Below are 25,194 nucleotides of genomic sequence, written 5' to 3'. Positions count from 1 at the left end.
TTTGTGATTCTCGTTACCACACTAGCCAAAAATAGAAAAATATTTTTAAGCGTTCAATATTGTTGGCAATGTCAAAAACGGAGCAAAAACTATGTCAACAAAATCAAAATGGTTTGTGGTAGCGACTGAAGGCGCAACCGCAGACGGACGCAATATTGAACGAAAATGGCTGGAAGAAATGGCGGTTAACTATGATCCAACACTTTACGGAGCAAGGGTCAACTTGGAACATTTCAAAGGTATTTTTCCTGACGGCGACTTTAAACGTCTTGGCGATGTATTAGCGTTAAAAACCGAAGAACGCGACGGAAAGCTCCGTTTGTTAGCACAAATTGAACCGACAAAAGACTTGATCGAAATGGTAAAAAATAAACAAAAAGTTTATACCTCGATTGAAGTCAACCCAAATTTTGCTGATTTAAACAGTGCTTATCTTGTGGGGCTTGCTGTTACTGACGACCCAGCGAGTTTAGGCACAGAAATGCTCGCTTTTTCTGCACAAGCAAAACAAAACCCATTAGCCCACCGCAAACAAGATAAAGATAACCTCTTTAGTGAAGCGATCGAATTTACGCTAGAACTTGAAGAGCAAGAAAAAGAAAGTTTGTTAGATAAACTCAAAGCAATGTTTACAACAAAAACAAACTCACAGCAAACAGAACAACAACTCTACAAAATGCTAGAAGATGTTGGCACGTTATTAACTGAACAAATTAAGCAAGTCCAAGAAGAAAACGAAAATCTTACGCAACAACTTAACGAATTAAGCACTGCGAACATCGAATTAACGCAACAATTACAAGCGTTAGAACAAAAAGTCACCACCATAGAAAAAGAACCCGTTGAATTTAATCGCCCAGTAATTACGGGTGCAGAAAAATCAATGATTGAAACAGATTGCTAATAAGGAACGCACAATGAAAAATACTACAAAACAACAATATAATGCTTACGTTGCTCGTATTGCTCAACTTAATGGAATTGCTGAAAAAGATGTGGCAGAGGGTTTCAGCGTTGAGCCGACACCAGAACAAAAATTATTTGAGAAGGTTCTTTTAAGTTCCGAATTTTTGCAAAAAGTCAATTCAGTTAATGTTGACGAAATGACAGGAGAATTAATTGGCTTGTCAGTTGCGAATGTTATCGCTAGCACTACTGACACCAACGCTAAAGATCGTGAAACAAAAGATATTGTAAAATTAGACTCTCGCAAATATCTCTGCGAACAAGTCAATTTTGACACTCACGTCACTTACCAACGTTTAGACCAATGGGCAAAATTCCCTGATTTCCAACAAAAATTAGCCAACCAAACCCAGCGAACTATTGCCCTTAATATTATAATGATGGCATTAAACGGTACTAGCCGCGCGGAAACCTCAAACCCAAACAGCAATACTTTGTTACAAGATGTTAAAAAAGGTTGGTTACAACAACTCCGTGAAGATATGCCAACGCACGTAATGAATGGCGCAACCACTGAAAATAAAATCAAAGTCGGAAAAGGACAAGGCACAGGCGCAAACGCAGGTAAAGGCTATGAAAACCTTGATGCACTCGTATTAGACGCAACGAACAATTTAATTAGTGAAGTGTATGCCGATGATACCGAATTAGTTGCAATTTGTGGCAGAGAAATCCTGAATGATAAATATTTCCAAATGGTCAACAAAACTACTGGGCCAACCGAAGAACTTGCAGGACAAATCATTATGTCACAAAAACAAATCGGCGGGCTAAAAGCAATTCGAGTTCCTTATTTCCCGGCGAATGCGATCTTGATCACCAGATTAGATAACCTATCTGTGTATTATCAAAATCAATCGCTCCGCCGTGCGATTATCAACAACCCAAAACGCAATCGCATTGAAGATTACATCTCGAAAAACATTGATTTCAAAATTGAAGACTACGATTGTGCCGCATTAATCGAAAATATTACTTTCGAGGACGCAGCATAATGACAAGATTATCACCCGCTCAACGCCATGTGCAGCATATCGCTGCACAGTTACAAGGCGAACAACAAGATCTAGCACACCTTAGCGAATACGACAAGATGTTGTACTTGCTAGCACGTCACAAAAAAGACTTACACAACATTCAGTCACGGGAAGCCAAAGCTGAATATAAACGCAAAATTTTGCCCGACTATCTCGACTGGCTTAACGGCGTGATGCAAGCAGGAACAGGACGCCAAGATGATGTATTAATGATGTGGCTGATTTGGGCGACAGACTGCGGCGAATACGAATTAGCATTAAAGATCGGCGAATATGCCCTATTCCACGAACTGACGCTACCAGACGGCTTTAACCGTACCACAGCAACCGCAATCGCCGAAGAGTTTGCCGACGCAGCAAGTAAAGCAGCAACATTAAATCAAGAATTTGATTTGAATTTATTACTAAAAGCAAATGACGTCACTCAAAATAGCGATATGCCAGATGAAAGCCGTGCGCGATTACTGAAAGAATTGGGCTTACAACAAAAAGAAAGTAACCCAGAACAAGCGTTAATCAATTTAACTCGTGCTTTATCACTTAACCAAAATGTCGGGGTTAAAGGTGAAATTAAGGCCTTGCGCAAAAAATTAAATTTAATCGAAGAAACCGAATAGCAAGAATGCGACCACGCAACGCACGGGGCGGATGAAAAAGCCTCTTCGAGGTAATTAAGTAATCCTCACCCCGTTTTTTAAGGAGTAACAAAATGGCAGATCTTACGATTACTATGTATCCAGATGATGATCTTGCTATGCCAGCGGTACAAAAAAACGTGGAGCAATCGCAACCCGCAAACGACATCATCAATAACGATCCGTTTTACCCTAACATTGAACTGACAGTATTACGCAACGCAATGCGAATTGATAGCAATGTACCAAACGAACGCCTAAAAGAGGCTACATTGCACGCCGTGCTAGATGTCAATGAAGAGTTAACCGCATTTAAAGCGGCACAGCTTGAAGCTAACGTAACCACACTTGCAAACATTCAAAGTGTAATGATTGATAACCAAAATCAACAAACACATCACTACTTGCGTGCGGTTTACTGTTTAGCGGTGGCGACGTTGTACGAGCGATACGCTAGTTATGACTTGACTAACGACGGCGAAAAACGCATGACAATGCTAGAAGAAAGTATCGGCGATTTACGGCGCGATGCACGCTTTGCGATTCGGACGATTCTCGGCAAACCAAAAATCACGGCGACTTTATTATGAAAGTATTTGCGATACAAAACGATAACTTAGATGCGATTATTTACCGTTATTTTGGTCGGGTTGACGGCTTGCTAGAGCCAACATTAGCTCTCAATCCACATCTAACCAACAACGCAATAATTGAAATGGGAACGGAAGTCAATTTACCCGATGAAGAAACAATAAAACAAGGAAAAACAATTCAAACTGTGAATCTATGGGATTGAGTATGAAAGATTCAACAACTTATGCATATTGGGGTGCAGTCCTCTCATTTTTGAGCGGATTGTCAATCAATGAATGGGCATCGCTCATTGGGATTGGACTAGGTATCGCCACATTTTTAGTTAATTGGTATTTCAAAAACGAAGAATTAAAACTCAAACTAAAGAAACAACAATATGATGAAGAAAGCCATTAAATATTGCAGTGTAACGGCAGTGATTGCGCTTGTGTTAAGCCAGTTTGGGACAGAAATCAGAACGTCACATCAAGGATTAGCACTAATCGGCAATGCGGAAGGCTGCGTGCAACAACCTTACCAATGCCCAAATGACGTACTAACCGTTGGAATAGGCTCAACCGAAGCAAGCGGACAAGCAATAGAACAACGTAAATTCAGCTTGCAAGAAATCGCAGAACGCTGGGTCAATGATATAAAAATCGCTGAACAATGCGTTAATCGTTACGCTAATGGACAAGCGATGCCACAGGGGGCATTCGATGCTTTAACGTCTATTACTTTTAACGTTGGCTGCACAAAATTACAAAATTCAACGTTATTTAAGATGGCTCGCCAAGGCTACACGCCTGCCATGTGTGATCAGTTTACCCGTTGGGTCTATATTGCTGGGCAGAAATCCAACGGCTTAATCCAGCGCCGAAACAAGGAGCGTACATTATGCTTAAACTAACAATCGTGATCGAGGTCATCGTTTTGTTTGCTTGTGTAGTGTTAGCAACATTAAGCAGCACACTGTACGACAAAACAAAGCGACAACATCAAACAATCAGCGACCTTACTCAACAATTACAACAAACAACACAACAAATTGATCAATTTAAACAATCACAACAGCGCCTGTTGGGATTACTGGAACAACAACAGCAACAAGCAACGAAACAAAAGCAAAAAATTAACGAGGTGTTACAACATGAAAACAATAAAAGCTGGCGTGATCAGCCTGTGCCTGATGACATTAGCCGCCTGCTCAACACAAACAAAACCAACAACTAACCGCATTATTTGCCCACAAAGCAATCAATGCCAAACGCCAAACATACAAATTAAAACCAATGGCGATTTAGTAACAACATTAACAGACACATTAAATACGATTGAAATCTGCAAAATTGAAAAACAAGCATTAATTGACTGTATAGAGAATAAAGATGGATCAAATTGACAGAGCTAACGAATTGGCGCAATTAGAACGTGACTACAACTTGCAACAACGACAACAAAAAACAGTAAGGCAAAGTTTAACGCACTGTATCGATTGTAACGAACCTATCCCAGAAAATAGAAGAAAGTTACAGGGCGTAACACGTTGTATTGACTGTCAAACTATTTACGAACAGCAACAGAAGCAATATCGCAAATGAAAAAGCCAGCACAATTAAGAGAAGTAATTGAAAAAGCCTATCCATATTTACGCAATAATCCAGATAGGCTACAAATTTTTATTGATGACGGGCATATTATCGCAACAAATGCCACATCACTAAGCTACGAATATCAATATACCCTAAATATTATCATTACCGATTTTGATAAGGATATGGCGATCATTATCGTGCCACTGCTTGCCTACTTACGCAAAAACCAGAATGAACTGTTTGATAATCCAGCAAAACGACAAGACACAGTTGCCTTTGAAACAGATTTAATTAACCAGACTACTCAAGATTTATCACTTAAAATCAAATTAACCGAACGCGTAAAAGTCGAACAAACTGAAAAAGGTACTGAAATCACTTACCTACCAGAGCCAATCGCAGCCAACGAAACGCTTGAGCGATTAGAACTCTATATCAAAGACGAATTTATTACCTCGACTGATGGTGAGCATCATGGATAACGTTGATGAATTAACCAATAAATTAAGTGCTTTAATCGCTAATTTATCACCGCAAGCTAGACGTCATCTCGCAAAAAATATCGGGCAGAAAATCACACAATCCCAACGCCAACGTATTACTAATCAACAAAACCCAGATGGCACAAGTTTTATTCCGCGTAAAAATTTAAGAAAAAAGAAAGGGCGAATTAAACGGCAAAAGATGTTTGTAAAGTTAAAAATGGCGCGTCACTTAAAAGCCAAAAGTACCGCCAATCAAGTTGTGGTTGGCTTTAGCGGTTCTGCAGCAAATATTGCTGCCGTGCATCAATTTGGGCAACGAGGTGTAGTAAACGAAAAACATAATATTTCAACTCAATACGCCAAACGGGAATTATTAGGGTTCACTGAACAGGATAAGGCATTAGTGGAAGAGTTAATTATTCATCAACTATCGATGTAATTTGTAATAAATAACATTAATCAAAATAACAGCAAAGATTATTGCGAAAGTCATCACGAGAGATTGAATGGGATTATCAGATAAAGAATAAATTAGCACAAAAGGCAACGCAAGAATTGTACCTAATAAAAATAGAACAAGAGGACCGAAAAAAATCAAGCCAATAATTTTCCCTATGGTATCTAACTGCTTCGCATATTTATTCATTATTGGTTTTAGTGGCAATACAAAAAAGCCCATAACAAGAAACATAACATAAACAGCAATTAAACTTGGTAATAACTGAATAAATGTATCAAATGCGAAAGCCATTAAAACAAACGGTAAAGCAACAAAAAAGCCTATTAGAAATAACGGTATTAATAACAATGCCATTTACTTTATCTCCTCTATTAAGAGCATTATTAATAGCATTAATCATTAATGTCAATAAAAATAAGGGCAAAATATGAGTAATCTCAATTTAAATATTTTATTAAGTGCAGTAGATAAAATTACTGCACCATTTAAAAGTGCAGCAAAAGCTAGTAATACATTATCAACAGCATTAAAAGACCAATATGAACAGCGAAAAACATTAGAAAAACAGCAAAAACTTATTGGTGCTTATCGCGAGTTAGAGAAAACACTCTCTCAAACGGCTAATCAATTTGATCAAGCGAAAACAAAAGCATCGCAACTAAAAACAGAGTTAAAAAATAGCGATAACCCAACAACAAAACTCACAAACAGCTATAAAAAGGCACAAGAGTCAGTGCAAAAGCTGAAAGTAAAACATATTGAACAAATCGCAAAATTAAAAGAAATGCGGACAGCGTTACAGCAAGCTGGTATAAGCAGTAAAAATTTATCGGCAGAAGATACAAAACTAAAAACTAAAATTGATAGTGTTACTAAATCTATTGATAAACAAAAACAATCACTAGAAAGATTAAATAAAGTACAAGCACAACAACAAAAATATCAAAAACAAGTAGAAACTTTAAAAAATACGAGTGATAAAACAAAAGAATTTGGACAACGCTCAATGGTAATGGGCGGCGCTGTGCTGGGGACTGGTGCAGCAATGATAAAGCCAGCGGTTGAATTTGAGCAAGCCTTTGCAAAAGTACAAGCTTTGACTCGCTTAGATAAGAACAATTCAGAAGACGCAGCAAAAATAAAAGCATTGCGAGATCAAGCGATCAATCTAGGAGCAACTACCTCGTTTACCTCAACCGATGTCGCTAATGGACAAAATTATTTAGCAATGGCAGGATTTAACACTGATCAAATCACTCAATCAATGCCAGCCATCCTCAATATGACAAAAGCGGCTGATATGGATATGGGGCGAGTATCAGATATTAGCTCAGATATTTTAAGCGGTTTTGGCAAAAAAGCCGAAGATATGGGGCATGTTGCAGATGTGCTAACGCTTACCTTTACTATCTCCAACGTAAACTTAGAAATGCTCGGAGAATCGATGAAATATGTCGGTCCTATTGCTACTAAAACAGGACAAAGTTTTGAAAGTATGGCAGCAATGGTGGGGTTGCTTGGTAATGTAGGGATTAAAGGATCACAAGCAGGGACGGCGTTACGGGCTATGCTCAACCGATTATCTGGACCAACTAAAGAAGCGACAAAACAACTCAATAAATTAGGTATTAAGACAAAAGATGCAAAAGGAAATTTACGTGCAGTACCTGATATTTTAGCTGATATTGCCAAGAAAACAAAAAAAATGGGTAGTGCAGATCAAATTGCCATTTTAAAAGACATTTTTGGCGAAGAAGCCGCAACCGCAGCAGCAGAATTAATCAAACAAGCAGGCGAAGGAAATATTGAAGAGTTTTTTAGAAAACTAAAAGAAGCTCAAGATACTAGTCAAAAAGTTGCAGATGTTATGTCTGATAACTTAATGGGCGATTTAAAAGGTCTTGATTCTGCTCGTGAAGCCTTAGGTATTACTATTTTTGACGGACAATCAAAAGCCTTGCGAGAACTTACACAAACCGCAACAGGTTGGCTAAGAACAGTGAATGAATGGATCAAAGCAAATCCAGAACTTACCTCGAAAATTATTAGATGGGTTGCTATTTTAGCGAGTGCCGCAACAGTAATCGGTGCTGTAAGTATTGCATCCAGTTTTATGCTTTATCCTCTTGCTAGAATGGGGCTTGGAATTGCAAATATAACAAGACTTAATCGCTTAAAAATAGAATCATTTAAAGATCTAATTAAAGTGATAGGAAATGTTAATAAAGCCAGTATTACTAATGCTGGTGCGTGGTTGAATTGGAATAAAGCAGGACGTAATGCTTTAACAGGAGCAAAATTTTTAGGTGTTACACTGTTTAAACTATTAAACCCATTAACATATATAAAATTTGCAACATTGTCAGTAATAAATATATTGAAGGGATTGTTGCTTGTAATACGTTTGTTGGCAATGACGCCAATTGGATTATTTATTACCACTCTAATTGTTGGTGCTACACTAATTTACAAAAACTGGGACAAAGTAAAAGCCTTTTTTGGTGGATTTATTGGTGGCTTAATGACTGGACTAGCACCTGTGATCGAGGCGTTTAGACCGCTAAGCGATCTCTTCGGGGTGCTTGTCGGTTGGGTACAAAAAGCATTTAACTATATCAGTAATTTATTATCGCCAACTAAATCGACATCAGCTGAACTCGATAAAGCAGCGGCAGCAGGAAAAAAACTAGGCAAATGGATCGCAAAAGGGATAGATATTGCCACAAAACCATTGCAATGGGTAATTAATGCTATCAAGTGGATTGTAGATAACACGCCATCGATAAATGAAAAAGCTCAAGAGGCAAAAAAAACAAAAGAGGAAGTCTTAGACGCAGCCTACGGAAAAACAGGAACAGCGAGAAGAGTTGTCGGGGCAATGAGCGATCCTGACTTGTACGCCACAGGCGGTTATACTGGTAGCGGTGGCAAATACGATCCAGCAGGCATTGTACACCGTGGCGAATTTGTCTTTACAAAAGAGGCAACATCTCGCCTAGGTACGGGCTTTTTATCCACGCTACACCAAGCCAAAACTGCCAAAGCGGGAATGCTTGCAGCAGGGTTAGCGAGTAGTGTCGCCTTTGCTCAACCTGTTAGCGTTGACAATAGACCGCCTATTGCCGTGCAACAACAGCGACAAACACAAGTGCAATCTACGCCAATGAATATCTCAATAAATATCAATGTGCAAAACGGCAATCCAGAAGCAATCGCGACAGCGGTAAGAAAAGAAATTGAGTCTATACAACGACAACAACAAGTAAAAAATCGTAGTTTATTGTCCGATAGAGATTAAAAGCATTGCATTTAATAACGAATAACGTTATTATTATAACAACCAATAACGAGGAACGTTAATAATGATATTAAGTTTTCGCTGCAAAGAAACAGAACAATTTTTTAATGGCAAAAGGATAAAGAAATTTATCAGTTTTGAACGTGTTGCAATGAGAAAATTACAACAACTTAATGCGGCGACAGACTTAGCTTTTTTACGGATTCCACCTGCTAATCATTTAGAGGCATTAAAAGGCGATAGAGTCGGTCAGTATAGTATCAGGATTAACGATCAATGGCGTATCTGCTTTGTCTGGCAAAATGGACACGCTGCTAACGTTGAGATTGTGGATTATCATTGAGGAGGCAATATGAAAGATCGTGAAGTGCCACTAGTACATCCAGGTGAAATATTATTAGAAGATTGGCTAATCCCACTAAACATTAGTCAATACGCGTTGGCTAAAGCTATTAATGTGCCGCCGCGTAGAATTAATGAAATTGTGCAAGGTAAACGTAGTATTACTGCTGATACTGCATTGCGTTTAGCTGCATTTTTTGGCACAGACGCACAAAGTTGGCTAAACTTACAAACACATTACGATGCACAAATCACAGAAGAAAAAATTGCTATTGCGCTTGCTGAAATTAAACCGTTTAATCAAGCAAGCCACCAAACGCAATACATTACCCAATAATTGACAAATCAAACCAAAAAGGAAAGTGAACAACTTTCCTTTTTTGTGATAACTAATCTCACAATCTTATCAGCTCGCCAACCCTCTTTATCCTCTCAATAATAGCGGTATGAATATCGCAGACATCATTCGCCGACTTGAAAGCTTGATCAAGATTGGCGTTATCCACGCCGTGGATTATCAACAAGCAAGAGCAAGGGTGCAATCAGGACAAATCATTAGTGACTGGTTGCCATTTTTGACTTTGCGCACGGGATCAACCGTCACTTGGTCGCCGCCGACTATCGGCGAACAATGCCTATTGCTTGCACCAAGCGGCGAACTCAATACAGGCGTGGTTATTACTGGTATCTATTTAAAAAATCAATCACCGAGCAATAGCCCTGATGAACACGTTATCAAATTCGCTGATAACGCCGTCATCAAATACAACCAAAAAACGCACGCTTTAACCGCGAGTGGTATTGCAACGGCACAGATTGAAGCAAGTCAATCGATTACTGCTGATACCCCACAAGTCAACTGTACTGGCAATGTGCATATTAGCGGAACTGTGACGGTTGATGGCGATGTAATCGCGTCAGGCATTAGTCTAGTTAAGCACATTCACCCGGGCGACAGCGGTGGCAAAACAGGGAAACCGCAGTAATGAACAAAAGTAACGGCACACAAATCACCGATGAAATAGCACATATTAAACAGTCTGTTACCGATATTTTAATTACCGCAGTCGGATCAAGAATTCAACGACGCGAATACGGGAGTTATCTCTATCAACTTATCGATCGTCCGTTAAGTCAAGCGCTAATGCTGCAAATATCTGCGGCTTGCATTATTGCAATAAAGCAATGGGAGCCGCGTATCGACATAAAAGCATTTAAGGTCTATCTGCAAGATCAAAAAATTGTCGCAGATCTAAGCGGTGTACTTAAACGTAATCAACAAAACATCAACTATCAAAAAATAGGCTTAACGTTATGAGTGCATTAATTGATTTATCAAAGATACCGCAGCCAGATTTTGTCGAAGCATTAAATTTTGAAGCGATCTTTGAAGCAAGAAAACAAGCATTTATTGCATTATACGACAAGCAAGAAGACAAAGATTTTTGGCTACAACGATTGCAGTTAGAAAGCGAGCCAATCGTTAAGCTATTACAAGAAAATGCTTATCGAGAATTATTACTTAGACAACGTATTAATAATGGTGCATTAGCTGTATCACTGGCACACGCAACTGGTGCAGATCTTGATGCTATCGCCGCTAATTACAATGTAGCACGTTTAGTTATTCAGCAAGCAGACAATACTGCAAATCCACCGATCCCTGAAATATTAGAAAGTGATGAAGCGTTACGCTATCGCACTCAATTAGCATTTGATTCGATTAGTACCGCTGGCGCAAAGTCAAGCTATGAATATCACACTTTATCGAGTGATGGACGTGTTGCGGATGTTGATGTTTATTCGCCACAGCCATGTTATGTGACTGTTTCCGTTTTGTCGTATAACGGCAACGGGACAGCAGAAGCAGATCTCTTAAATAAAGTACGCGCTGCATTAAATGATGAAAATGTGCGTCCTGTTGCCGACCGTGTAACAGTACAATCCGCACAAATTAAAACCTATCAAATCCAAGCAACGTTATACACATATAAGGGTCCAGAAGCCGAACCGATTAAAGCCGAAGCATTAAAAAGAATTAATGAATTTGTTAGTCGCCAATTGCGGCTTGGTAAAGATATTAATATCTCTGCAATCCATGCAGCACTACACGTTGAAGGCGTACAACGCGTAGAAGTAACACAACCAACGCAAAACATTGTGCTAGCACATGACCAAGCTGGTTACTGTGAGTCCATCAATTTGGAGGTCGCAGAATCAGATGACTAAATCACTGTTACCCGTTGGCTCAAGTCAGCTAGAACAAAAAGCAGCTCAAATTTGTGCATTAGCTGAGCATCTGAATGTGGACTATTCGATTTTGTGGAACGCAGACAAATGCCCAGAACCGTTACTCCCTTTCTTGGCATGGGCATTGTCTGTCGATTATTGGGAAGAAAGTTGGAATCAAGAAAAGAAACGTGAAGTAATTCGTAATGCATTCAGAACGCATAAATACAAAGGAACAATTTCAGCAATCAAGCGCGCGATTGAGCCGTTTGGCTATATCACTGATTTGACGGAATGGTTTGCAGAAACTCCCGCAGCACAAGAGGGAACATTTAGATTATCGATTGAAGTGCCCGCATCAGGATTAACGGAAAAGCTAAATAAAGAATTACTACGCTTAATTGATAACACAAAACCCGTATCACGCACGCTACGTCAACTCATTATCACATTAACAAACATCTGCGACACAAACGTAGCAAGTACTATCACATCAGGAACAATAACAGAAATCTATCCGCGAGACTAAAATATGGAAAAACAATATTACTCTATTTTAACCGCACAAGGTGAATTAGATATTGCACAAGCAATATCTGACGCTGGTACTATAAAAATAAAAAAAATCGCAATTGGAGATGGGAATGGTGTAATTGTTGTACCGAAAAGAACTCAAACTAAGCTAGTCAATGAAGTATATCGTAACACAGTAACATCTGTCGCTGCAGATACAAAAAATCCACAAAATGTAGTTGTTGAACTAAATATACCGCCAGATGTTGGGGGATGGTACATAAGGGAGCTGGGTGTGTATAACGATAGAGATCAATTAATTGCGGTCGGAAACTACCCTGAAACATATAAACCGATCTTAGCCAGCGGAAGCGGTCAATCATTGTTGATTAGACTTATCTTGAAAGTGCAATCAGTAGATAACGTTGAATTAACTGTTGATGGCACAACTGTTTATGCAACTAGACTTGAAGTGAAACCAAAAGGGATCACTGGAAATACAACAAATGCTTTTGATATGACAGGTCATACACACGCAATAGATAAAGCAACAACATCTCAATACGGCATTACACAACTTACTGATAGTATAAACTTTGCATCAAGTAAATTTGCTGGTTCAGCATTGAGTGTTAAAACAGCATATGAAAAAGGTGTTGAAGCATTAAATACAGCAAATAGCAAATTAGGTGCTACTGCGACGGCGGTTGCCGCTAACAAATTGGCAACCGCACGTACGATTTCGTTGACGGGAGCAGTGTCAGGGTCAGGATCTTTTGACGGCTCTGGTAATTTATCTATTAATACTGCAGATAATTTAACTGTCGGGCTTGTTACTAGTACATCTGAAGCTGGTATATCTAACGTTGCGACATCTAACAGCAATACTTATCTCAATGTTGTCGAGACGAGAGGAAAATCTGCAAACGCAGTAGGATCATCAACACGTGTAACTGGGACAGGATTGGCTGAGGTTTATAGTGATGCCTCAGGTGTATTAACTATTAAAGGTAATAAAGACAATTCAAAACTAAACACTACAGGAGATCAAACTCTTAGTGGGCGATTAACAGTTAACGATATTTTAATGGCATCAAATAAAAGTCAGTCATTATCGCAAGTGATCAATGTCATTAATACGTTGTTCACAGGTAATGTGGCTGGTTTTAAAAATATAGTAAACTCATGGGGACAAAATGGAAATAACCCGCTTGGTATTAGATATGATTTTACAAATCCAAACGCCTGGTGGATAAGTCTGGGAGAATTATTTGGAGGGCTAATTATCCAAGGGGGACGTTATGAACTGTTATTAAACGAAACATATAAAATCGTAAAAATACCAATTGCTGTAAAACTAATGTTAGAGGCAATAAATTATCAAGCGGAACACGGAAGTCAAACAAAAGCACCTTTGTGGGCTTACGGCTGGAGTGTGGCTAAAGCAAATAACACCACTGAAGTATGTTTTTTGTCAAGCAGTTCAGGTGATTTACAGCGTTATTTATGCGTTGGTATTGGATAGCCTTTGGCTATGCGATACCCCACGCCCTATAATTTATCGGTAGATAGCTTTCTGCCGTTGATTTTGACACTTGTCTGGCGTGGATTGGATACCAAAGCTGATAGACTTTCGCCAGTGTTATGCTGGGTTCTGGTTTATCTTGTTGATTATAGTTAGCTAATGCTGTTAATGCTTCGTCTTTTGTAGCATAGTAGCCTATTATGTGGTATAGCTGGCGTTTATTTTCATCGTAACCAACAGTTTTTCTCGCAATATAAGGTCTGCGTCTGTTGCCACTTAATTTTATTACACTTCCGTAGCCATTAGGTAATCTCATCATTTTCTCCTATTTTTTTTAGTGTCTAACTTACAAGCTAACTTACAAGCTCTGTAATGTGATAAGTAATTTCACAAATTTATTAAATAGCATATAAATTAGCTGACGATCACAATAGCAATATCTCTTCATTATCAACAACAAACAGGGATTTGCTATGTCCGAAGAATACCTACACGGGGTCAGAGTCAACGAGATTACCGAGGGCGTTCGCTCAATTCAGATGGTATCTACTGCCATTATTGGGCTAGTCGCCACTGCATCAGATGCTGACGATGATACTTTTCCGCTAAATAAAGCTGTATTACTTACCAACCCGCAAGCCTATATTGCAAAAGCCGGCACAAAAGGAACGCTAGCAAGATCATTAGATGGCATTGCCGATATTGTTAACTGTAAAGTGATTGTTGTGCGTGTGCCAGAATCAACACACGATGAATCAACAGAATCAGAAGAATATACGTCAGAAATGAACGCGAATATTATCGGCACCACTGACGCAACAGGCAATTATACAGGTATGAAAGCCTTGCTCACCGCATCAGTTAAATACGGCATTAAACCTCGTATTTTGTGCGTGCCGAAACACGACACCAAAGAAGTTGCGGTTGAATTGGCAGCATTAGCGACAAAAATGAACGCATTTGCTTATCTCTCTTGTTACGGCTGTAACACCAAAGAAGACGTTATCACTTATCGCAAAAACTTCGCACAACGTGAAGTGATGTTAATTTTCGGCGATTTTATTTCTTTTAATCCAATCACTTTAAAAAATGAAGTGGATTATGCAGTCGTACGCGCGGCAGCAGTGCGCGCCTCGTTAGATAAAGAACAAGGTTGGCATACCTCTATTTCTAACAAATCCATCAACGGCGTATCGGGCGTTACAAAAGAAATTTATTTCGACATTAACGACAGTTCAACAGACGTGAATTTCTTGAATGAAAAAGGGATCACCTGTTGCGTTAACCACAACGGATTCCGCTTCTGGGGATTACGCACCTGTTCCGATGAGCCTAAATTCAAGTTTGAAGTTTACACCCGCACCGCACAAGTGCTGAAAGATACAATTGCACAATCCTTTGACTGGGCAATGGATAAGGATATGTCAGTAACACTCGTTAAAGATATTATCGAGGGTATCAATGCAAAATGGCGTGATCTTACAAATAAAGGCATGTTGATGGGCGGTAATGCTTGGATTACTGCAGATCTAAATTCGAAAGAAAATCTATCAGACGGTAAGTTAATTATTGATTATGACTATACACCTGTACCGCCACTAGAACAGTTGCAATTCAATCAACGCTTTACCGATTCTTATCTTGTTGATTTTGTTAGTCGAGTAAACTCATAGGAGCGTAACACATGGCAATGCCAAGAAAACTAAAATATATGAATATGTTTATCGATGGAAACAACTATCGAGGACAAGTTACCGAAGTTACGCAACCTAAGCTGGCAATTAAATCTGAAGAATATCGTTCTGGCGGAATGATTGGTGCAGTTGACATTGATCTTGGTTTAGAAAAGCTAGAAGCAGAAATCAAGATGGGCGGTTATATGACCGAACTATTCCGCCAATTTGGCAAAAATATTTCAGACGTGCAATTACGTTTTACTGGTGCATATCAGCAGGATGATAGCGGCGAGGTAACGCCGATTGAAATTGTAATGCACGGGCGTTTTACTGAAATTGATCCAGGCAATAGCAAGGTTGGCGATGATACGGAACAAACCTTTAAAGCGTCATTAACTTATTACAAGCTAGTTGAAAATAGCCGTGATGTCGTTGAAATCGATATGCTGAACATGATCTATGTTGTTGATGGTGACGATAAACTCGCCGACCACAGAGCGGCAATCGGAATCTAATTTTTACACCACCCTATGCCCCGTAAAGGGGCTTTTATTCTAACTATTCAAGGATAACAGTATGACAAAAGTAAAATCAGAAAATCAAAAAACAGTAACTTTAACAACAGGGATCAAACGTGGCGAAAACACAATTACAGACATTGTGATTAATAAACCAAATGTGTTTGCATTGAAAGGGTTAAAACTGGTCGATGTGCTGAATGTTGATGTTGACGCAATTACGAAGTTATTACCTCGCGTTACCTCGCCAGCGTTAACAGAAGTGGAAATTAAATCGCTTGATATTGTTGATTTTACCGAATTAGCAACAAGCGTTATCACTTTTTTTATCAAACCGGATCAACTCGAAACGGCGTGATTTTAGTGCCACAGACCGTTGATGACGCGATTGCAGATATTGCGACGGTCTTTCACTGGCAACCGACTGCATTTGATGAAATGTATTTAGATGAATTAATGTCATGGCGTGAAAAAGCAATCGAGCGTAGTCAATCAGAATGAGAAACGATTATTTAATTATTATTAATCCAGAAACTGGAAAACGCGAGACATCATATGTAATTGGGGTCACTGTACCAACTTATGATAAAGCTAAACAACTGGCTCGGGAACAATACCCAAACTATCTGTATCTTGAAGATGATGGCACATTGCAACAGCAACTTGTTAATCAGAATAAATTATATATTGATGGGCAAGTGGTTGATGCGCCTCCGGTCATTATTCCGATTGAACAGCGACAAAAAGTGGTTTGGGAAAGGATTAAAGCTGAACGTTACAAAAGAACGCATAGCGGCGTTTATGTTGCTAGCGTTGATAAATGGTTTCATACGGACGAGCCAAGTCGGCAACAGTACACATTTATGCGAACGTTACCCGTTTTTGAAGCGCTAAATTGGAAAACAATGGACGGAACGTTTATTGAAATGGACAAAGCGTTATTAGATACGTTATCCGTCACGATTTTACAGATGGAACAAGCAAATTTTGACAATGCAGAAAAGCACAGGCTTGCAATGTTAGCGAGCAATGAACCCGAAAATTATGATTACTCAACAGGTTGGATCGAGATTTATGCAGCAGAATAATATCTATATCGCTTTTTACAAAGGGCAAAAAACGGGAAAATCCTTATCCGCTATCTGGGCGAGGTTTTGCGATTGGTTAACGCGTAAAACAACGAAAGGTAAGTATTCGCATTGTGAAATTGTGTATCGCACAAAAGAAGGTGATTACCACTGTTTTTCTGCTTCGGTGCGTGACGGCGGCGTAAGATATAAACGTATGGCGCTTGACTTAGAAAAATGGGATTTGGTGCCGATTGATTTGGATAAACGTTACTTAGATTATTTTTATAACGGAATAAAAGGTCAAGGCTACGACTGGCTTGGTGCAATTGGCGTTGTCTTAAAATGGCGACAATCCGATAATAAATGGTTTTGTTCAGAGTTTTGTGCGGCAGCACTAGGTTTTCATCAAAGCTGGCGATTCTCGCCTAATGATTTATATATTGTTTGTAAACGTATGGCGGAAGATTTATAGTAATGTTTCAAAATTTCGCACTTGCCTCACTTGGATTGTTCGTTTTTATGCAGCGAACAATCCCATTTCAATCATTAAGCCGTGAATCATCTTGGCGGCATCCAACAAATAGCGTTATTGGCTTAATGCCAAAAACACAGTTTATCGGCAAAGAAAGCGAAACCATCACCATTAGCGGACGGTTAGCGCCCGAAGTTACTGGCGGTCGGGTCAGTATTAAATTATTAGAATTAATGGCGGATTTGGGCGACGCTTACCCATTAATTGATGGTGCGACATTTGCATTAATGGGTTATTTTGTAATTGAAAAAATTAGCGAAGAGCGGACAGAGTTATTCGGGGACGGCGCACCACGATTAATTGATTTTAGTATGACATTAAAGCGTACAGATGATCCTATGTCTGTTAAGCTCGTGCAAAAAGTAATGGATTACTTATGATTGATATTATTAGTGATCTTTTTAATAGTAATCACCGCAAACCTATTTTTAGGGTTGTTGTTACGTCAAAAGACGACAAAACGCAGAAAGATATTACGCACATTGTCAGCGAGCGTTTAATCTCGCTCACACTTACCGACAATCGCGGCTTTGAGGCAGATCAGCTTGATATTACATTAAGCGATCACGATAGTGAGCTGGTATTGCCTAGCCGTGGTGCGACCATTAATTTAGCGATTGGTTTTAAAGATACAGGCTTAGTCGATAAAGGTAGTTATAAAGTTGACGAGATTGAGTTTAGTGGTCCACCTGATACGCTTGTTTTGCGAGCAAGGTCGGCAGATCTATTCGGCTCACTCACCACCAAGCAAGAGCGCTCTTTTCATCAGATTAAAATTAAAGATTTAGTGGCACAGCTTGCTGCAGAAAATAAATTAAAACCACTCTGCGACAAAGAACTTGGCGAGCAAACTATCGAACACTTAGATCAGCAAAACGAAAGTACGATTAATTTACTCACGCGACTTGCGAAAGAATATGACGCTATCGCCACGGTGAAAAACGGTTATCTAATGTTCTTCTATGCTGGCGAAATGAAAACCGCTAACGGTAAGCCGTTGCCATCAATATTGATTACAAAACAATCGGGCGATAGTTATCGGTTTAATATTGCCGAGGGCGATAATTATAGTGCAGTGCGTGCTTATTATTACAATACAAATACAGGGGAAAAAGGCGAAGTTATTATTGATAAGCACTCCGAAATTCAACGCAAAAACATTATCACTAAAACGGGGAAAGTCAGTAAGAACAAACAAAAAGTATTAGTTCAGCATCAGCCAGTTGAAAGCGATGCTAATCAAATGAAAACGCTACGCCATACTTATGATTCAGAAAAGCGTGCGATCAATAGCGCTAAGGCAGCGTTTGATAAAATGAAGCGAGGTGTTGCCAGTTTTTCGCTAACGCTTGCTTACGGCAGACCTGAATTAATCCCTGAGATGCCAGCGGTTTTAGCTGGCTTTAAGGGACAAATTGATAGTAGTAAATGGATTGTTACTCAAGTTACACACAATCTTAGTGATAGTGGGTATACTAGTAATGTGGAGTTTGAGTTAAATCCAAAAGCTGAATGATCAAAACTGGTTTTTAATATTTAAAACTAGTTTTGATCATTGATTTTTGATCTCAAGTAGATTAATTACTATTCTTTTTAAGAAATTCCATCAATATAGTTAGCTTCTTTTCAGTCCTTTTTTCTAAATAACAGAAAAAAACAACAATACTTAGTAAACTAAAAAGAACAAAAGAATATAAGGAAAATATCTGTTCAGGGAAAGAATAAGAGATGTTCAGTATGGTTATGACAATTAATAAAAAATTACGTAATTGCTGATAAGTCAATGATAAGTAATGATAGTATTCAATTTTTTCTACTAAATCAGAAATCAAAAATTTTTTCATAACATCCCACTTAAAATAAATAAGTGCTATTATGAAATCAATTATTAAAAGTGTCATAAACTTTCTTTGTGTATTTACGCATAACATAGCCCGTTAAGGTTTCACCATCAGCATTTTTTACTGCTATTTTTAACCATTGTGCATTTTCTTTAGGTGAAGTAATAACACAAAAACGCTCGCCATTTTCCAAACGATATAAAACTTCAGATTTTTTATTATCATATTTTCTCATTAATAAACTTCCAGAAGATAAATGAGTTTCCCTTACTTCTTGAGGTAATGTTGCCAATTTTGGCAGTTTACCGCACAACATTTCTAATTTTTCTATACGGCTAACTTCTGATAAGTCAGACTCAAACAGTTGTAATATATTAGTGCCAGTGAGAGAACAAATTACGCTAAGAAACGTTATAACAGCCCATATATATTGCGAAACTTTTTTTAAACTCTCCCACGATAAATAAGAAACCTCTTTCCCTTTTAATATATCTAAGACAGCTTCCTGTTCGATTGGAGTGAGATATTCGCTCTTTTCAGTATTAACATTTATGTCTGATATATAGGATGTAGAAGCTAATGTGGAAATAAATTTTGCTAAATATAAAGCAGATTTTTCCTCTACAAATTTTACTTGTATTTGTAAGGCTGAAATTGTTTTTAAGAATTGATTAATTTCTTTATTATTTCGCTTAATCGCGATGGATAGTCTATTTTCTATTTCATTAAAAAACTTTATTGATTGATAAATATATGGTGATAATTGAAAACTAATACGATTTAACAAACGTATTAAGCTATTTATTTCATCAAGGATCGGTATATGTAATTGCTTGTTAATACTACTCATTGTTTGATTAATGTCAGACAATGAACTGTCATTAATAATCTGTTTATTTTTGTCTAAAATGTTATCAATCAAAATACTATCCATTAAGTGCTATCTATTTTTATTTACTAACGACAAATACTCTCACACGGCACGCCGTCTTTATCTAATTTACTTGAATCTTTTTCTTTCTTAATAGTTTACAAAAAATAGGAATATGACTAAAAAAAGGCACACTTAAATAAAAGAATAAGAAAATATAACTATATAAATCTGGGATACGTTCTAATAAATTTAATATAAAAGAATCATTATTAAGATACGACATTAAGTTATCCAGATTAATAGAAAAAATTACAGTCATAAACAAAAGACTATAGATTATAAATCCAAAAATAGGAATATAACTTTCTTTACCTAAAAATTTCTTATTAGCTAATAATGATAAAATAATAATAAAAAATAAAATACCAATAAAACCAAGCAAATCATTAAGATTTTTAAAGCTAAGTAAAATATCAATATCTATAAAGATAATATTAAAAACATATAAAAATTTATAATTATCAAATAAATTTATTAAATATTTTCTCATTTTTCATACCTATCATAGCTATAATCAGAAACACTAACAGCTTTAGCAAAATTAAAGCCAAATTTTTTCAATTTAACTATTCTAAAGCCACTCCATGTTTTTATTACATCCGCAATCCATTGCCCTCCTACATCAGTTAAACTATCCATTTCTCTTTCTACAGAAATCAATCCTAAACGTTCCCAATTGTCTAATACTTCCTCTGGAATATGTTCATTCCCTAATTTTTCATCAATATACATTGTATTATCTTTTAACTTATCTTCAGATGTTATATCATTTTCAGAACATTTATACCGATAATACAATTCAGATTTACTTATAGAAAACAACATTTCAATTTTATCTTTATCATTTTCAATATTATCCATAAAAGAAAAATATTTTTGAAAAATATTTTTAAAATAATATGCATCATCTGAATTAAACTGTTTCAATATTTCGACAAATGAGGGATGAGTTGTACTTTTTTTACTTTTATCTATAGTGTTCACTATCAGATTTTCAAACATTTCTTTTAAATCAGGATTGTACTGAGTGTAAACTAGTCTTTCAGTAGCTGAACAAAGTGTAGGGAGATCGCTTATTTCAATATTTTTATTAACAACTCTTTGAATTTTATCTACTAAAATTTCTTGATTTTCAGAAGAAAGTAATAAAATATTATCCAATATTATATCTTTTATTCCTTCAAAGCCAGAAACTAACAAATCAATAGGAGTAAGACTGACATCTAACACTCTAATTGCAACATTTTTTGATTTTTCCCATCTTTTCTTGCTATCTGCTGCAAAAGTGCCAGCTGTTTTAAGATCAGAATTATTACTCTTTAATAAAAGTTCAATTTCAGCTACTGACTCAGGTTTAATTACATCCGAAATATCTTTTATATTTCCCATAAAATCTCCTAAACTTAATATCGTGAGTGAATCTATTCTTAATAAACTATTTATTACCCCAATACACAATCAGCAATCAACTTATCAAACTGTCTGACATCAATACCTTTTGATAACTGAATTTTAATGTGTCCTGCTCTTGTCCAAAGTTCAACTTCAGCCGTAAAATCAAGAAAACCACCTGCATTTTCAGTAGACCACATATTTATATTGACATAAGGCAAAGAATAAATTTCGACTTTCTTACCTCTCAATCCTTGAGCATCTCTCACAATCAATCGTTTATTAGTAAAAATTGCACTATCACGGATTGTTTTATATGCTTTTACCGCTACTTCTCCTTCGACTAATAACTCTTGAACATCTTCAGGAATAGCAATTTCTTCGTTAAAGATCCATGACAGCATAGGTTTTAATTCTGTGGTCATTTATATTTTTCTCCTATTAAAACAATTTTCTAATTAATATAAAAAAATAGCGGCAAATAGCCACTATTTTAAAAATATTGAGCAAACACTTTTTTCACACAACAAATTTTGACAGGCTCTTTTTTTAGCCCTTCCGCTTGAATAACTAGCACAGCTCATAACTATATCTCAACTGTGCTGTTATTAAGTATAATGTCAGTCACCCTGTATCTCTTTATAGGCCACAGATATCAACTCGCCTGTACCTGATTTCTTTCCATCATGCAATGTTTCTTTATATGATAAACGGATAGGTTGACGTTTCTCATCAGATTCAACAAGAGCATTTGTGAGGATATTCTTCTCAATTTCTTTTAGCTTTTCAACTTTCGTTTTTAATGTAAACGTAATGCCATCAGTACGTTGTGCTGTAACACTTAAAGTATCCCCTAATGTACCAATTCTTTCTAATCCTTTAATATAAAAATCATCAGCTTTATTGTTAATAGATTTTTCTGCAAGAGTTCGTTTTTTATATAACTCAAGCTCTCTACCTTTTGCAGTGATGGCTTGTACAGTTGCTTCAGTTACAGCTGGATCTTTAGCAATTTGTTTCATAAAATTTTCAGAAGCAAGCTCACCATGCTTTTCTAATTCCTCACTAAAATGCGTTTTGTTCTCATTGGCTTTTTCTGCAATAAGGGTTTGAATTGTTTCCTGTTGTTGTTTATTCATTTCAACAAAAGATTTAGCTTGGCTGTCTAGCATTTCTTTTGCGTTATTAGAAAGCGTTTCAGCAATTTTTATCTGTGCTTTCGTTTCCTCTGATTGAGCTTGAAAATACTGATATCCAATAAAACAAGCCGTACCTCCTAAAATAGTTACATAGGAAATTAACGCAAACAGCTGTTTCCAACCACTCATACTCTTTAATGTGTCGTTCATATTCGTAAAAAAACCATTGGCAATTTTCTCTGCAGATCCCTCGCCATCGGAAGAGCCTTCTGCAATTTTTATCACGAGATCAAATTCTTCTCGGTCTTTTTCTTTTAAATAACGTAAATCAGCTTTTCCGTATTTTACCAGACAAATAGCACGAAAAATTTCGTCAGTAAAATCTTTCAATCCCTCAATTAAGTAAGAGGTTACTGTTGATTTATACTTTTCTCCTCCTTTCACATTAAAATGCAAAATAGGCCAATTTTCAAATTTCGCTGCAGGGAAAATAAAATTATCTTGTGTCAAATCACATTCACTTATTACCTTGTAAATATAGTGTCTGAAAGAATCTTCACTGTTAATAATAAAAACATCATCTGTTACAAGTTCCATAATTCCCGCTCTTATCCTCTTACTTAATATTTTTTCTTTTGTATTTCCTTGCAACTCATAATTGGTCACATTGACAGTTTTAATAAATGAAATACAAATTTATCTACCTACAAATACTCTCACACGGTACGCCGTCTTTATCGCGATCTAAACGGCTTAGTCCGCATTGATTAAGATAAAACTTCGCTTCTTCGCATGATCTCATTTCTTTGCAATAGCGTTTGCCGTCGTCGCAGCTATATTCTTGTTTTGCTGCTAATGCAGACTGGATTAATAATAATGCACTAATGATAAGTAGTAGTTTTTTCATGATGGAAGTTCTCCTGTTTCAAGTAAATTCCTAAATTCTTCTTCCGTTAATATTGTAATTCCCATACTTTCAGCCTTTGCTACTTTACTAAAACCAGCATTATCCCCTGTAACCAAAAAATTCAAATTGTTGGTTACACTTTTTCTTACTAAAAAACCTTTTATTCTCGCTAATGTTTCTAATTGTTCTTTTGTTGCTTTTTTAAAACCAGTAAAACAGACTTCATAATCATATGATTTTGTTATTTGTTTTCTTTTAGTTTTATTAGCAAGATCGTTAGGATTAATACGTTTTGAGCCTAATTCAATATCACCGATAATTCTATCTATTCGAAAAGTTCTCTCTGCTCTCCGTTTATGGCAATAACCTTTAATATAGAAATCGGTGACAATAGCAACATCTACTGTTCTTGATGTGATATTGCCTTCACTATCTTCGTAAGTAAATTTGACTGTTTTTCCAATTAACGAAACAGATTCTTCATAATCATTAAAATTATAACGGTCATATTGTTTTTGTTTGGGACTTATTTTTACTTCTTCATATAGTTGTGATTTATTTTCTTGCTGTATAGCTTTTTTGTGGTAGTTGAGAGGTTTGTTTATTTTTTTAATAAAATTAATAATCCAAAATAGCCCGATTGCTCCCCAAAAGAAAATGGCTGCTACTGTATCACCAAAATATTGCCCAATAACAACTGAAATGGAGAATAATATTAAGAAAAACAAATACTTTAACCGCATTAAAAACCCCTTAATTTTACAAATCCCTCGGATTAATTGGTAAAACTCTAATAAATTTTCCGACAATTTTTGCGGTATCAAATAACTCATCAGAAATATCAAAATCTGGATACACTTTATTGTCAGAAATCGCTTTATAACTATTGGTTGGCAAACGCATCAAACGCTTAATATATAAATCGCCGTTTAGTAAGAAGATATAAACGCCCTCTGTATCGTAATAATCAATCTTTGTATCGATAAAAACAAGGTCGCCTTTATTAATGGTTGGCGCCATGCTATCCGTTGGTACGGTGACCAAATAAATATCTTCTGCGGATTTTTTGCCGACAATTTCCGCTAAACCTCGTTGGGAGAAATAAATTGATTGGATAATCTCTGGATAATCTTGATTAGTAATACCGTTGATTGCTGCTGCAGCTTGTACATCGAGGCGGTCAATTTGGTGAGTATGTTCTTTATCTTCTTGATGACTTACTAATGATGTAATTGGTGGGGTGGTTGTTTTAGTTTCACGACTTCCTTCGCCTGTTTTTAGCCAGTGTGCATCAACACCAAGTGCAGTTGCTATTTCTAAAATATTTCTAGGTTTTTTAGTAGAGCCTTTAACGATAAGGCTAATAGTATTTTGACTAACATTAATCATATTAGCCAATTTTTCTTGAGTAATACCCTTATCATTAAGCACTTGTTGTAGTCGAGAACCTAACGTATTCATCTTTAAATCTCCTTTGTTATCTTAATAATACAAGTTTTCTTTTTATAATATCAAAAAGTTTACTTT

Annotated in this window: 38 protein-coding genes; 28 read left to right on the top strand and 10 right to left on the bottom strand. The window is 36.9% G+C overall.

All coding sequences use genetic code 11. The features are described 5' to 3' along the window. Positions 1-91 precede the first annotated feature (91 nt). The 12 genes from ACXPAV_RS02505 to ACXPAV_RS02450 all read left to right on the top strand — a co-directional run bounded on the left by ACXPAV_RS02505 (position 92) and on the right by ACXPAV_RS02450 (position 5,730). A complete protein-coding gene (locus tag ACXPAV_RS02505) occupies positions 92-904 on the top strand; it encodes a GPO family capsid scaffolding protein (RefSeq protein ID WP_458003924.1) in 813 nt (270 codons plus the stop codon). 13 nt (positions 905-917) lie between these two features. Then, positions 918-1,961 carry a phage major capsid protein, P2 family gene (locus tag ACXPAV_RS02500; RefSeq protein WP_458003923.1) on the top strand — a complete coding sequence of 348 codons (1,044 nt, stop codon included), beginning with the start codon at positions 918-920 and terminating at the stop codon, positions 1,959-1,961. Beyond that, positions 1,961-2,620: a phage terminase small subunit gene (gpM, locus tag ACXPAV_RS02495; RefSeq protein ID WP_458003922.1), complete on the top strand. Its 660-nt coding sequence runs from the start codon at positions 1,961-1,963 to the stop codon at positions 2,618-2,620. The genes ACXPAV_RS02500 and gpM overlap by 1 nt, the downstream gene beginning before the upstream one ends. Positions 2,621-2,712: 92 nt before the next feature. Next, entirely contained in the window at positions 2,713-3,228 is a 516-nt protein-coding gene (locus tag ACXPAV_RS02490; RefSeq protein WP_458003921.1) for a head completion/stabilization protein, read from the top strand. Next, a complete protein-coding gene (locus ACXPAV_RS02485; RefSeq protein ID WP_039173879.1) occupies positions 3,225-3,434 on the top strand; it encodes a tail protein X in 210 nt (69 codons plus the stop codon). Before ACXPAV_RS02490 ends, ACXPAV_RS02485 begins: the two co-directional genes overlap by 4 nt. Before the next feature lie 2 nt (positions 3,435-3,436). After that, on the top strand, positions 3,437-3,628 hold the full coding sequence (locus ACXPAV_RS02480) for a phage holin (protein WP_458003920.1): 192 nt from the start codon (positions 3,437-3,439) through the stop codon (positions 3,626-3,628). Then, positions 3,609-4,121 carry a lysozyme gene (locus ACXPAV_RS02475; RefSeq protein WP_458003919.1) on the top strand — a complete coding sequence of 171 codons (513 nt, stop codon included), beginning with the start codon at positions 3,609-3,611 and terminating at the stop codon, positions 4,119-4,121. Before ACXPAV_RS02480 ends, ACXPAV_RS02475 begins: the two co-directional genes overlap by 20 nt. Continuing rightward, positions 4,109-4,444 carry a hypothetical protein gene (locus ACXPAV_RS02470; RefSeq protein WP_458003918.1) on the top strand — a complete coding sequence of 112 codons (336 nt, stop codon included), beginning with the start codon at positions 4,109-4,111 and terminating at the stop codon, positions 4,442-4,444. Before ACXPAV_RS02475 ends, ACXPAV_RS02470 begins: the two co-directional genes overlap by 13 nt. Continuing rightward, entirely contained in the window at positions 4,362-4,613 is a 252-nt protein-coding gene (lysC, locus tag ACXPAV_RS02465; protein WP_458003917.1) for an Rz1-like lysis system protein LysC, read from the top strand. Before ACXPAV_RS02470 ends, lysC begins: the two co-directional genes overlap by 83 nt. Next, the gene (locus ACXPAV_RS02460) at positions 4,600-4,812 is read left to right on the top strand and encodes a TraR/DksA C4-type zinc finger protein (RefSeq protein ID WP_039173884.1); all 213 of its coding nucleotides are present in this window, start codon (positions 4,600-4,602) and stop codon (positions 4,810-4,812) included. Before lysC ends, ACXPAV_RS02460 begins: the two co-directional genes overlap by 14 nt. Continuing rightward, positions 4,809-5,288, top strand: a complete 480-nt coding sequence (locus ACXPAV_RS02455; RefSeq protein WP_458003916.1) for a phage tail protein — start codon at positions 4,809-4,811, stop codon at positions 5,286-5,288. Before ACXPAV_RS02460 ends, ACXPAV_RS02455 begins: the two co-directional genes overlap by 4 nt. Beyond that, positions 5,281-5,730: a phage virion morphogenesis protein gene (locus ACXPAV_RS02450; RefSeq protein ID WP_458003915.1), complete on the top strand. Its 450-nt coding sequence runs from the start codon at positions 5,281-5,283 to the stop codon at positions 5,728-5,730. Before ACXPAV_RS02455 ends, ACXPAV_RS02450 begins: the two co-directional genes overlap by 8 nt. On the opposite strand, the gene ACXPAV_RS02445 is transcribed toward ACXPAV_RS02450, so the two are convergent. Beyond that, positions 5,719-6,105 (bottom strand): hypothetical protein, encoded by a 387-nt coding sequence (locus ACXPAV_RS02445; protein ID WP_039173889.1) that lies wholly within the window; start codon positions 6,103-6,105, stop codon positions 5,719-5,721. The genes ACXPAV_RS02450 and ACXPAV_RS02445 overlap by 12 nt on opposite strands. Positions 6,106-6,178: 73 nt before the next feature. Here ACXPAV_RS02445 and ACXPAV_RS02440 point away from each other — a divergent pair, with 73 nt between their 5' ends. The 8 genes from ACXPAV_RS02440 (at position 6,179) to ACXPAV_RS02405 (ending at position 13,658) form a co-directional block, all read left to right on the top strand. Continuing rightward, the gene (locus tag ACXPAV_RS02440) at positions 6,179-9,049 is read left to right on the top strand and encodes a phage tail tape measure protein (protein WP_458003914.1); all 2,871 of its coding nucleotides are present in this window, start codon (positions 6,179-6,181) and stop codon (positions 9,047-9,049) included. Positions 9,050-9,113: 64 nt separating this feature from the next. Next, positions 9,114-9,392, top strand: coding sequence for a type II toxin-antitoxin system RelE/ParE family toxin (locus ACXPAV_RS02435; RefSeq protein ID WP_458003913.1), 279 nt, complete (start codon positions 9,114-9,116; stop codon positions 9,390-9,392). A gap of 9 nt (positions 9,393-9,401) precedes the next feature. Next, positions 9,402-9,728, top strand: a complete 327-nt coding sequence (locus ACXPAV_RS02430) for a HigA family addiction module antitoxin (protein ID WP_458003912.1) — start codon at positions 9,402-9,404, stop codon at positions 9,726-9,728. A gap of 109 nt (positions 9,729-9,837) precedes the next feature. Next, positions 9,838-10,377, top strand: a complete 540-nt coding sequence (locus ACXPAV_RS02425; protein WP_458003911.1) for a phage baseplate assembly protein V — start codon at positions 9,838-9,840, stop codon at positions 10,375-10,377. Next, entirely contained in the window at positions 10,377-10,709 is a 333-nt protein-coding gene (locus tag ACXPAV_RS02420; RefSeq protein WP_382372441.1) for a GPW/gp25 family protein, read from the top strand. The genes ACXPAV_RS02425 and ACXPAV_RS02420 overlap by 1 nt, the downstream gene beginning before the upstream one ends. Beyond that, positions 10,706-11,620: a baseplate assembly protein gene (locus ACXPAV_RS02415; protein WP_458003910.1), complete on the top strand. Its 915-nt coding sequence runs from the start codon at positions 10,706-10,708 to the stop codon at positions 11,618-11,620. The genes ACXPAV_RS02420 and ACXPAV_RS02415 overlap by 4 nt, the downstream gene beginning before the upstream one ends. Then, complete coding sequence (locus ACXPAV_RS02410; protein ID WP_458003909.1) at positions 11,613-12,149, top strand: phage tail protein I; 537 nt, start codon at positions 11,613-11,615, stop codon at positions 12,147-12,149. The genes ACXPAV_RS02415 and ACXPAV_RS02410 overlap by 8 nt, the downstream gene beginning before the upstream one ends. Positions 12,150-12,152: 3 nt before the next feature. Next, positions 12,153-13,658 (top strand): phage tail protein, encoded by a 1,506-nt coding sequence (locus ACXPAV_RS02405; protein WP_458003908.1) that lies wholly within the window; start codon positions 12,153-12,155, stop codon positions 13,656-13,658. A gap of 7 nt (positions 13,659-13,665) precedes the next feature. On the opposite strand, the gene ACXPAV_RS02400 is transcribed toward ACXPAV_RS02405, so the two are convergent. Further along, complete coding sequence (locus ACXPAV_RS02400) at positions 13,666-13,977, bottom strand: hypothetical protein (protein WP_458003907.1); 312 nt, start codon at positions 13,975-13,977, stop codon at positions 13,666-13,668. Between the two features lie 154 nt (positions 13,978-14,131). On the opposite strand from ACXPAV_RS02400, the gene ACXPAV_RS02395 reads away from it, so the two are divergent. The 8 genes from ACXPAV_RS02395 (at position 14,132) to ACXPAV_RS02360 (ending at position 18,970) form a co-directional block, all read left to right on the top strand. Then, a complete protein-coding gene (locus tag ACXPAV_RS02395; RefSeq protein ID WP_458003906.1) occupies positions 14,132-15,331 on the top strand; it encodes a phage tail sheath protein in 1,200 nt (399 codons plus the stop codon). A gap of 11 nt (positions 15,332-15,342) precedes the next feature. Next, positions 15,343-15,849, top strand: a complete 507-nt coding sequence (locus ACXPAV_RS02390) for a phage major tail tube protein (protein WP_458003905.1) — start codon at positions 15,343-15,345, stop codon at positions 15,847-15,849. A gap of 61 nt (positions 15,850-15,910) precedes the next feature. Continuing rightward, complete coding sequence (locus ACXPAV_RS02385; RefSeq protein WP_458003904.1) at positions 15,911-16,210, top strand: phage tail assembly protein; 300 nt, start codon at positions 15,911-15,913, stop codon at positions 16,208-16,210. A 5-nt stretch (positions 16,211-16,215) separates the two neighbouring features. Beyond that, on the top strand, positions 16,216-16,353 hold the full coding sequence (locus ACXPAV_RS02380) for a GpE family phage tail protein (protein WP_458003903.1): 138 nt from the start codon (positions 16,216-16,218) through the stop codon (positions 16,351-16,353). Then, positions 16,350-16,940, top strand: coding sequence for a DUF4376 domain-containing protein (locus ACXPAV_RS02375; protein ID WP_458003902.1), 591 nt, complete (start codon positions 16,350-16,352; stop codon positions 16,938-16,940). The genes ACXPAV_RS02380 and ACXPAV_RS02375 overlap by 4 nt, the downstream gene beginning before the upstream one ends. After that, positions 16,927-17,394, top strand: a complete 468-nt coding sequence (locus ACXPAV_RS02370) for a hypothetical protein (RefSeq protein WP_458003901.1) — start codon at positions 16,927-16,929, stop codon at positions 17,392-17,394. Before ACXPAV_RS02375 ends, ACXPAV_RS02370 begins: the two co-directional genes overlap by 14 nt. A gap of 2 nt (positions 17,395-17,396) precedes the next feature. Next, the gene (locus ACXPAV_RS02365) at positions 17,397-17,834 is read left to right on the top strand and encodes a phage tail protein (RefSeq protein ID WP_458003900.1); all 438 of its coding nucleotides are present in this window, start codon (positions 17,397-17,399) and stop codon (positions 17,832-17,834) included. After that, positions 17,831-18,970 (top strand): phage late control D family protein, encoded by a 1,140-nt coding sequence (locus ACXPAV_RS02360; RefSeq protein WP_458003899.1) that lies wholly within the window; start codon positions 17,831-17,833, stop codon positions 18,968-18,970. Before ACXPAV_RS02365 ends, ACXPAV_RS02360 begins: the two co-directional genes overlap by 4 nt. A gap of 365 nt (positions 18,971-19,335) precedes the next feature. Here the strand turns inward: ACXPAV_RS02360 and ACXPAV_RS02355 are convergent, their stop codons facing one another. From ACXPAV_RS02355 to ACXPAV_RS02320, 8 genes are all read right to left on the bottom strand, one after another. Then, a complete protein-coding gene (locus tag ACXPAV_RS02355) occupies positions 19,336-20,217 on the bottom strand; it encodes a hypothetical protein (RefSeq protein WP_458003898.1) in 882 nt (293 codons plus the stop codon). 73 nt (positions 20,218-20,290) lie between these two features. Then, positions 20,291-20,719, bottom strand: coding sequence for a hypothetical protein (locus ACXPAV_RS02350; RefSeq protein WP_458003897.1), 429 nt, complete (start codon positions 20,717-20,719; stop codon positions 20,291-20,293). Continuing rightward, positions 20,716-21,618: an Abi-alpha family protein gene (locus ACXPAV_RS02345; protein ID WP_458003896.1), complete on the bottom strand. Its 903-nt coding sequence runs from the start codon at positions 21,616-21,618 to the stop codon at positions 20,716-20,718. Before ACXPAV_RS02345 ends, ACXPAV_RS02350 begins: the two co-directional genes overlap by 4 nt. Positions 21,619-21,671: 53 nt before the next feature. Next, on the bottom strand, positions 21,672-22,046 hold the full coding sequence (locus ACXPAV_RS02340) for a PH domain-containing protein (RefSeq protein ID WP_458003895.1): 375 nt from the start codon (positions 22,044-22,046) through the stop codon (positions 21,672-21,674). Positions 22,047-22,241: 195 nt separating this feature from the next. After that, positions 22,242-23,357 (bottom strand): hypothetical protein, encoded by a 1,116-nt coding sequence (locus ACXPAV_RS02335; RefSeq protein ID WP_458003894.1) that lies wholly within the window; start codon positions 23,355-23,357, stop codon positions 22,242-22,244. Positions 23,358-23,460: 103 nt separating this feature from the next. After that, positions 23,461-23,667, bottom strand: a complete 207-nt coding sequence (locus ACXPAV_RS02330) for an excalibur calcium-binding domain-containing protein (protein WP_458003893.1) — start codon at positions 23,665-23,667, stop codon at positions 23,461-23,463. Beyond that, entirely contained in the window at positions 23,664-24,410 is a 747-nt protein-coding gene (locus ACXPAV_RS02325; protein WP_458003892.1) for a BRCT domain-containing protein, read from the bottom strand. Before ACXPAV_RS02325 ends, ACXPAV_RS02330 begins: the two co-directional genes overlap by 4 nt. Positions 24,411-24,426: 16 nt before the next feature. Then, complete coding sequence (locus ACXPAV_RS02320; RefSeq protein WP_458003891.1) at positions 24,427-25,128, bottom strand: XRE family transcriptional regulator; 702 nt, start codon at positions 25,126-25,128, stop codon at positions 24,427-24,429. Between the last annotated feature and the right edge of the window lie 66 nt (positions 25,129-25,194).

This window comes from Gallibacterium sp. ZY190522 (assembly GCF_054166015.1).
Note: the sequence above shows the minus strand (reverse complement) of the source record. Positions and strands in the feature narration are given on the sequence as shown.